The organism is Vibrio clamense, from assembly GCF_050337905.1.
Taxonomy (GTDB): Bacteria; Pseudomonadota; Gammaproteobacteria; order Enterobacterales; family Vibrionaceae; genus Vibrio; species Vibrio cortegadensis.
In genome coordinates, this window is the sequence record NZ_JAKJTJ010000073.1 from 1 (window position 1) to 758 (window position 758).

General features: G+C 44.9%; 2 pseudogenes. Both read right to left on the bottom strand.

What is annotated here, in order from left to right:
* Nucleotides 1-121, bottom strand: a pseudogene (locus tag L4C39_RS20165) (IS3 family transposase); the annotation flags it as partial.
* Between the two features lie 291 nt (nucleotides 122-412).
* Nucleotides 413-586 (bottom strand): annotated as a pseudogene (locus L4C39_RS20170) (IS3-like element ISCARN64 family transposase); the annotation flags it as partial.
* Nucleotides 587-758: the final 172 nt, after the last annotated feature.

The following is a 758-nucleotide window of genomic DNA, read 5'->3' on the forward strand; positions in this document are numbered from 1 at the left end:
GAAGGTCTAACACTGTCGCGAGGTAGAGCCAACGGCTCTTTACCCAGATATAGGTGATATCGGTGACCCACTTCTGATTGGGACTCTCGGCTTCAAAGTCTCTACGCAATAAATTATCGGCGACATTCGTCATCGCCGCGACATCTTTACTGTATTTAAACCCTTTTCCATTGCGAGCCTTAATACCCTTTTTCGCCATAATATCAGCAATATAGTTCACACCCCAGATATAGGTGATATCGGTGACCCACTTCTGATTGGGACTCTCGGCTTCAAAGTCTCTACGCAATAAATTATCGGCGACATTCGTCATCGCCGCGACATCTTTACTGTATTTAAACCCTTTTCCATTGCGAGCCTTAATACCCTTTTTCGCCATAATATCAGCAATATAGTTCACACTGCAGGCATAGCCTGCTTTGTTTAACTCTTCAGCTAAACGAACTGAACCATACCTAGCTCGATACTCGGCAAAGGTACACATAACTAGCTGTTCAAAGCGGCTTCGGCGCTTTGCTCGCTCGCTAAGCGAGCGATCTAACCATTTGTAATAACCACTCGGGGACACACCTAATGCACAACACATAAGAACAACGGCATACTCACCCACATAACTTTCGATAAACTCGTACTTCACTCTTGCTGCTTCGCGAAGTACGCCGAGACCTTCTTTAGGAATTCCATTTCATCTTTAAGTCGCTTGTTCTCGCGCTTAAGCGCTCGTAGTTCTTCGGATTCTTTCTTAGAATAATCAACAC